Here is an 8,133-nt window from a genome sequence, read left to right on the forward strand (position 1 = left end):
AACAGATTGGAATGGGGTCTTATTTGTGTTGCCCATAATTTACGGAAATGGACAACAACAGCTCAATCAAAAGCGAAAAACCCCGATCATAAATAGAAAACCTATTGGTTTTCTACTTATGATCGGGATTTTTATCCATATAAAGGTAAAATATAAGAAGTTGTCTCCAAAAGTTCGTTTTTAACGACCTTTTGGGACAACCTCATCATTCATTTCAATTATTTAGTTTGATACTTTTGACTCTTCAATTTTCTCACGAAGAACCATTTGTAAGATACCACCGTGACGGTAGTAGTCAATTTCAACTTCACTATCGAAACGAGCTACTACTTCAAATTGTTTTTCATTGCCATCTGCATCAGTTGCAACTACTTTTACAAGATCGCGCGGTCTAACTGTTTTGTCAATTTGAATTTCAAATGACTCGTTACCAACAAGACCTAACGTTTCAGCGCTTTCGCCATCTTTAAATTGAAGTGGTAATACGCCCATTAATACTAAGTTACTGCGGTGGATACGTTCGAAGCTTTCTGCGATTACTGCTTTAATACCTAATAAGTTTGTACCTTTCGCAGCCCAGTCACGAGAACTTCCCATACCGTAATCTTTACCAGCAACAACTAGAAGGCCTGTGCCATCTTCTTTATATTTCATAGCAGCATCATAGATTGATGTTACTTCACCAGTTGGCCAATATGTTGTATATCCGCCTTCTGTTCCTGGTGCGATTTGGTTTTTAATACGGATGTTTGCAAATGTACCACGCATCATAACTTCATGGTTACCACGACGAGAACCGTAAGAGTTGAAGTCAACTGGTTGTACGCCGTTTTCTAATAAGTAACGTCCTGCTGGTGTATGCTTACCGATTGAACCTGCTGGTGAAATATGGTCTGTCGTTACAGAGTCACCAAATTTACCAACTACGCGTAAGCCTGATAATGTTTCAACTTCACCTGGCTCTTTAGATAAACCTTCAAAGAATGGTGGGTTTTGAATGTATGTTGAATCATTATCCCAAGTATATAAAGCTTCATTTGAAGTTTGGATTTCATTCCAACGCTCATTGCTATTAAATACTTGTGCATATTCTTTCTTAAACAGTTCAGATGTAACAACGCTTTGAACTACATCTTCAATTTCTTTAGCTGACGGCCAAATATCGTTGAAGTAAACAGCATTGCCATTTGCATCTTTACCGATTTCATCATTTTTCAGGTCAATATCAACAGTACCTGCAAGTGCATATGCCACAACAAGTGGTGGTGATGCTAAGTAGTTCGCTTTTACAAGCGGGTGAATACGACCTTCAAAGTTACGGTTACCGGATAAAACAGATGTTACTAATAAGTCATTTGCTGCGATTGCTTCTTCTAATTCTGGCGCTAATGGACCAGAGTTACCGATACAAGTCGTACAGCCGTAACCAACTGTTTGGAAACCTAATTGATCTAAATATGTTGTTAAACCTGATTTATCTAAGTATTCAGTAACAACTTTAGATCCTGGTGCTAATGATGTTTTTACGTACTCAGGTACTACAAGTCCTTTTTCAATTGCTTTCTTCGCAACTAAACCTGCCCCAATTAATACGTATGGGTTTGATGTATTTGTACAGCTTGTAATTGCAGCGATTGCAATTGCGCCTGTTTTCATCGTTACTTCTTTATCTTCTAATGTAACCTTCACTTCTTTATCGAACTCTTGCTCATTAAATCCAAGTCCTTGTGTTCCAACTGGTGCTACAACAGCTTTGTGGAACGCATCTTTCATATCTGAAAGTGGAATTAAATCTTGTGGGCGTTTTGGTCCAGAAAGGTTAGATTCGATTGTATTTAAATCAACTTCAACAAGATCAGTGTAAATTGGATCTTTGCTGTCTGCTGTATAGAATAAGCCATTCGCTTTACAGTATTCTTCAACAACGCGAATTTGTTCTTCATCTCTACCTGTTAAACGTAAGTATTCTAATGAAATATCGTCAATTGGGAAGAATCCACAAGTTGCGCCGTATTCTGGTGCCATATTTGAAATTGTTGCACGGTCAGCTAAAGGCATGCTCTTTAGTCCATTACCGAAGAACTCAACGAATTTACCAACTACACCTTTTTGACGTAATACTTGTGTTACTTTTAATGCAACGTCAGTTGCTGTAGTACCACTTGGAAGTGTACCAGTTAATTTCACACCGATTACTTCAGGTACTGGGAAGTATGAAGGCTGTCCAAGCATTCCTGCTTCTGCTTCAATACCACCAACGCCCCATCCAAGAACGCCGATACCGTTAATCATTGTTGTATGTGAGTCTGTTCCAACTAATGAATCTGGGTATGCAACTAAGTCACCTTCAGCATTTTTCACCGCGTGAACAACTGGTGCTAAATATTCAAGGTTTACTTGGTGTACAATACCTGTAGCTGGCGGAACTGCACGGTAGTTATCAAATGATTTTTGTGCCCAGCTTAAAAATTTATAACGTTCTTCATTACGTTTAAACTCTAAGTCCATGTTGAATGCAAGCGCGTCTGCTGTACCCGCTCTATCAACCTGTACAGAGTGGTCAATTACAAGGTCTACAGTAATTTCAGGATTAATTTTATCAGGATCCCCGCCCATATCTGCCATTGCTTTACGAAGCGAAGCCAAATCTACAACAGCTGGTACGCCAGTGAAATCTTGTAAAATTACACGAGATGGTTTAAATGGAACATCGATATCTTGCACATCTTTCGTTCCCCATTTCGCTAAATTTGTAACATGCTCTTCTGTAATTACACGTCCGTCTACTTGACGAAGTACTGATTCAAGTAAAACTTTCACGGAATATGGTAATTGAGATACGTTGCCAACCCCTGCATTTTCAAGCGCTTTCAAATCATAATAATGATACGTTTTTCCATCTACTTCAAAAGTTGCACGTGATTGAAATGGATTATGTTTGACCATTATGTTTCCCCCCTGTTAAACGTGACTGAGTTGTCTGAATATAAAATGTAGACAAACTTTTCAATACCTTACGATAATATCTTATTACAACTTTCTAAATAAGTAAATAATAAGAAACTTATAGATTATCATAAGTTTTCTTTATGTTTCTAAATTTGAATAGTGTTCATGCTCCTTATGAATACTATTACCATAAAGTAAAGTGCTCTATTAGCGCTTTACTTACAGTTCATGCATACTACGAACTGTACATCATTCAACTTACAAAAAAAGTTATAGAGGTGAAATAAAATGGGTAAAAGAAAAGCAAATCATACTATTTCAGGAATGAATGCGGCATCTGCACAAGGACAAGGTGCTGGTTATAACGAAGAATTTGCAAATGAGAATTTAACTCCTGCAGAGCGACAAAATAATAAGAAACGTAAAAAGAACCAGTAACGAAAAATCCCAAAAGGTCTATTTTCCTTTTGGGATTTTTTCTAATGTTTATAACGTAGTAATTCCGAAACCTTTACAAATCGATAGCCTTGTTTGTGTAGCTCGGGCAAAATTTCCGCTAGCGCAGCTACTGTTTGACTACGATCATTTCCGCCATCATGTAATAATACAATATCTCCACTTTTAGCATTTTTCACTACATGATTTACAATAGATTCAACTCCTGGATTTGCCCAATCACGTGGGTCTTGATGCCACGACCATAGAACAGTTTGATAACCCGCTTCTTTCGCTGTTTTAAATACAGCATCGTTAATATATCCACCAGGTGGACGGAATAGCAAAGGTTCCTTTACCCATTTTTTAAAATATTTCTTTCCATCTAAAATATCTTTTTTTAATTTTTCATCTGATGAATTATTTGCATATAAATGATTCATCGTATGATTTCCAATTTCATGTCCCTCTTTTAACACTTGTTTTACTAAATATGGATTGCGCTGAACTCGAAATCCAATCATAAAAAAGGTTGCTTCAGCTTTATATTGACGTAATAAATCCAATATTTGTGATGTATAAATTGGATCTGGTCCATCATCAAATGTAATGGCAATAATCTTTTCATTATTAGGTACTTCCCACGTTACATAGCCAGTTGGTTCTAGCTCTTTTCTAAGCAATATTTTCGCTTCCACTTTTTCCACTTGAAATATATGTATTACGCATAGTAAAGAAAAAACTAATGAAAAAATTTTCTTTTTTAGCATAATGTTCGGTAAAGTAAGAGGTTGCCTAATACAGAACAACCTCATTTACTTTTCTAATTGATCTACATTTCGCATAATATTTTGGAGATTAGTTTCATATTGCTCAAGTTGTGGACGTTGTGTTTCTGAAGCTACTTCTAATGCATTTTGAATTTGTTCATACGCTTCCTGAACCTCTTGGCGTAACTCTTTTAAATCATGACCGTAGTTTGGATCATTTTTTACAATGTTGTTAAATGCGTTTTCTGCTTGTGTAACTCCTTGCTGTGCTGCTTGAAAAGCTTGTTGCTTATCTTTATGATATGGCATTATACAATCCCCTTTCCATAATAGTTAGTCCCATTTATCTTTACCCTTTTTTCTAAAAACATTCTCGTATAAAATCACCAACTTCTCTCATTCTAAAGAGAAAGAGGAGGTGTCACAGACAATGAGCAAAAACAATCGTGAATCTAAAGAAAATAAAGGACAACCTGAACCATTAAGTGGATCTCATAAAGTGAAAAACCGTAACCATTCACGCCAGAAAAAACATGCGCATCATGATATGTAAAACAAAGCATTCACATTAGTTATCTTTGCCACATACAATGTTTATATTTTTCCATTTATTCTTCACCCCTACTTCATTCATGCATAACATAGTATGAATTGAGATTTTACGGAGGGTGTCTTACATGGGCAAGAAAAAGAAGGATTGTCTTTTTCATGTTGATGGTTTCGAAGAGTGGATGGATCAGTTTTGTTCTGATTCTTGTAGTAACTTTAGTTTCCCAAATCAAATTCATATTGACCTTTGCGAAACTGAACAAGAGTATATTTTGGAAACAGATGTACCAAATGTATCCGAACAAAATGTAGTCATTAAAAAGATGGAGACAGGCCTAAATATTTGCATACTTCATAATAATAGTTCTTTGCATCGGATCATTCCTTTACCCGCTACTATTATTTATAAGAAGATGCTAGCCTGCTTAGAGAATGGATATTTAGCCATTCATATTTCCAAAAATGAAGTAGCTGATAAACATGAAAAGCAAGTTCTTTTTTCAACATAGGAGTTAATATAATACAAACATAAGCCCCAGTTTGTTACTGGGGCTTATGTTATTTCGCGTGTATTTCTATATTAGAATTTTCATCATATCTTTTTTTCAATAAACCTTTCGTAACTAACAGAACCGGAAACGCTACAATTGAAAATATAGCTAGTGCGGAAAAGACTACAAACCCATTTTGGTACCCGTAGTAATCAAGAAGTACTCCCCCAAACCACGGACCGACTACTCCTCCAATTCCTGAAAAGCCCATCGCTCCGAAGTATGTTCCTTTTAGATGCGCAACAGCAATATCATCAATAAATACATCCGTCATTGAAAACATTAAGACTTCTCCAATTGTAAAAATAGCTGTACAGGCGGCAGCACCTAGCATAGATTCTACTATTCCAAAGCCAAATAATCCCCCGCCCACAAATAAAGTCCCAACCATAATTGATGCTAATGGTGTATACTTTTTACACATTTGAATAACAGGGTACTGAATTATGACTACAACAATTGCATTTAAAGCTAACATATATGAAAATAATTTCACTCCATCCTGGAATATATGTGCATTTGCAAAATATTGAGATACTGTCGTCGTTAAGTGTGAAAAACCACAATTACTCAAAATAATACCAACTAACGCAACTAAAAATACAACATCCTTTCGTAAAATGCGGATTGCATTTAACATTGTGACAGGCTTTTTTGTATTTACTTTCTTTTTTTCAATTGGATACTTCTTAAATTGGAATGCTAATATAGCTGTATATAGAATATATACTCCAGCTGCTACTAAAAAAGGAATTGTAGATTTTGCGCTTCCAATCTGTAATCCGACAAGTGGGCCAATCGCTACTCCAACATTGATTGCACCGTAACGCAAATTATATACGAGTAAACGATACTCTGGTTTCGTTAAATCTGATAATAATGCTCTTGACGTCGGTTCAAAAAAGGACCTACATAATCCATTCAAAGCATTTAATAAAAAGAAACTTAAAACATGATCTGCAAACGAAAAGCCTATAAATACAAACACCCAAACAATCATGGACCATATTATAATCATATTTCGGCCGAATCGATCCGATAAATTCCCTCCGATAAAACTAGCAAAGACTCCAACAAGTGCACTCGTTCCGATAATAGCACCCGTCATTCCAGCTGATACGCCTTTAACAGTCGTTAAATAAATTGCTAAAAAAGGAATGCTCATTGACGTAGCGAATCTCGCAAATAAAGTCCCTATTATAATTGTCATTCCTAACGGATGAATATTTTGTAACTTCCCGATACGATAAACGTAACTAAATCTATACAATTCAATCAAATTTACACAAGTTAGTGCTTCATCGTGTTCTCGCAGCCCCAAAGGGACGAGGGGTATAACACTCCACACGAGGCAGTATCGTTACCTCCTATTATCAAGCATTTATTTTACCCATCTTGATAAATTTATCGACGCATTTACATCCCTATCGTGATGGCTATTGCATCCAACACAACACCACTCACGTATTTTTTAACTCCACTGCCCTTCTGGTTGAACTGAATGGTCGTATTTTACTCCGCAACATGAGCAAATTTTGCTTGAGGCGAACCACTTATCAGCTTTTACATACTCAATGCCATACTTCTCGCACTTGTATGATAAACATTGAAAGAAGAAGTGTAATTTTTGAAAGGAAAATGCTTTCGATAGTTTTTTGTTTTTTAACAGGTTTGAGATAGGTAAGTCTTCCACAACAATTCTCATTGGTTTGGTTTTCACCAATTTAGCTGTTGCTTGATGGATATGGTTATTTCGGATATTCTTAATTTTCCTAGATAACCGCAGGTACTCGATTTTTGCCTTTTCATATCCGGCAGATTGAAATTTCGCACCTTTTTGAATCTCCTAGACATATCTCTTTGCGCTGACTTTTTCCTTTTCAAAAGTTTTTTAACCTTAGCATCTTTGTTTATATTTCGTTCTTTCATACCATTAGAAGCTACAAAAAGCTCTTTTAAACCAACATCCACACCAATCGACTCATTGGTTAGTTCTTGGGATTCAAAATCTTCTTGGAACCCTACACTAATCCACCAGTGACGACCATCAAAGGTAACTCTTGGATTTGATGTTTTTTTGTTTCTTGGTAGTTGTTGACTTGTTTTCACTTCCCCAATGGACTGAATATGAACTACTTTCTTTCCTATAACCAGTCTTTCATAATTGGCATAAAATCCTTGGATTAAATCTTTTTTGGATTTATAAGAAGTGTGATAACCATTTTTGTACTTTTTGAACGAAATTTTTCTCGCCTTATCAAAATCTTTTGAAGCCTGTTTGGGAACTTGTGCATTGATGTCTTTTAACCACTCATATCTCTTTCGCTTCTTGATCTTTGTAAATCGTTTCTGTAAAGCTAACTGTGAAACAGATTTTCCAAATAGCTTATAGTATCTATCACTCATTCTTTTACAATAGTTATAAGCGAATCTTGCAGCACCAGCATGGTTTCTAAGCACTTTTTCTTGTTCAGGCGTTGGAATCAGTCTGACTTTCTTCGCCAATATCATCAGAATTTAACTCCTTTACTGTGCGATTATTCGATCACTCATCTTTTAGATAACGAAAGATTGATTCTTCTAAATAGTAGCGCGTTCCACCAGCATTCTCCTAAGACTACTAGGATACAAACCTGTTAATTCCGATACTTGACTAACTCGTAAAAATTTCATTAATACTCTCACTTCATTGAATTCACCATAACACATACGTTCGATAGATTCATTAAAGTTTGATAGATTTAATGAAATTTATCTCGTTCAACTAAGGGCGCAATTCCTTAGCCAGTTCTCTTATGAACTTCTCATATTTTCACATGAGCGCAGACTATATGTTTATCTCCTTAGAGATAGAGGATTTTTCCACCACCATAGGCTTG

7 protein-coding genes and 1 pseudogene are annotated in these 8,133 nt (G+C 36.0%); 3 read left to right on the forward strand and 5 right to left on the reverse strand.

Features of this window, described 5'->3' with window-relative positions; all coding sequences use genetic code 11:
* Window positions 1–222: 222 nt before the first annotated feature.
* Complete coding sequence (acnA, locus tag CO726_RS29875) at window positions 223–2,946, reverse strand: aconitate hydratase AcnA (protein ID WP_099686710.1); 2,724 nt, start codon at window positions 2,944–2,946, stop codon at window positions 223–225.
* A 291-nt stretch (window positions 2,947–3,237) separates the two neighbouring features.
* Between acnA and sspO the strand changes: the two genes are divergently transcribed.
* Entirely contained in the window at window positions 3,238–3,387 is a 150-nt protein-coding gene (sspO, locus tag CO726_RS29880; protein WP_000518052.1) for an acid-soluble spore protein SspO, read from the forward strand.
* A gap of 41 nt (window positions 3,388–3,428) precedes the next feature.
* On the opposite strand, the gene pdaB is transcribed toward sspO, so the two are convergent.
* Both pdaB and CO726_RS29890 read right to left on the reverse strand, forming a co-directional pair.
* A complete protein-coding gene (pdaB, locus tag CO726_RS29885; RefSeq protein WP_136699905.1) occupies window positions 3,429–4,154 on the reverse strand; it encodes a polysaccharide deacetylase family sporulation protein PdaB in 726 nt (241 codons plus the stop codon).
* Between the two features lie 45 nt (window positions 4,155–4,199).
* Window positions 4,200–4,463, reverse strand: a complete 264-nt coding sequence (locus CO726_RS29890) for a hypothetical protein (RefSeq protein WP_099686711.1) — start codon at window positions 4,461–4,463, stop codon at window positions 4,200–4,202.
* A 121-nt stretch (window positions 4,464–4,584) separates the two neighbouring features.
* Between CO726_RS29890 and CO726_RS29895 the strand changes: the two genes are divergently transcribed.
* Window positions 4,585–4,707: a small acid-soluble spore protein P gene (locus tag CO726_RS29895; RefSeq protein WP_136699906.1), complete on the forward strand. Its 123-nt coding sequence runs from the start codon at window positions 4,585–4,587 to the stop codon at window positions 4,705–4,707.
* A 124-nt stretch (window positions 4,708–4,831) separates the two neighbouring features.
* Window positions 4,832–5,212: an Hsp20/alpha crystallin family protein gene (locus tag CO726_RS29900; RefSeq protein ID WP_136699907.1), complete on the forward strand. Its 381-nt coding sequence runs from the start codon at window positions 4,832–4,834 to the stop codon at window positions 5,210–5,212.
* A 49-nt stretch (window positions 5,213–5,261) separates the two neighbouring features.
* Here CO726_RS29900 and CO726_RS29905 read toward each other — a convergent pair whose 3' ends face one another.
* The gene (locus CO726_RS29905; protein ID WP_099686715.1) at window positions 5,262–6,464 is read right to left on the reverse strand and encodes an MDR family MFS transporter; all 1,203 of its coding nucleotides are present in this window, start codon (window positions 6,462–6,464) and stop codon (window positions 5,262–5,264) included.
* Between the two features lie 171 nt (window positions 6,465–6,635).
* A pseudogene (locus CO726_RS29910) lies at window positions 6,636–7,765 on the reverse strand (RNA-guided endonuclease InsQ/TnpB family protein); the annotation flags it as partial.
* Window positions 7,766–8,133 lie beyond the last annotated feature (368 nt).

It is taken from the genome of Bacillus fungorum (assembly GCF_002746455.1).
Classification (GTDB): Bacteria; Bacillota; Bacilli; order Bacillales; family Bacillaceae_G; genus Bacillus_A; species Bacillus_A fungorum.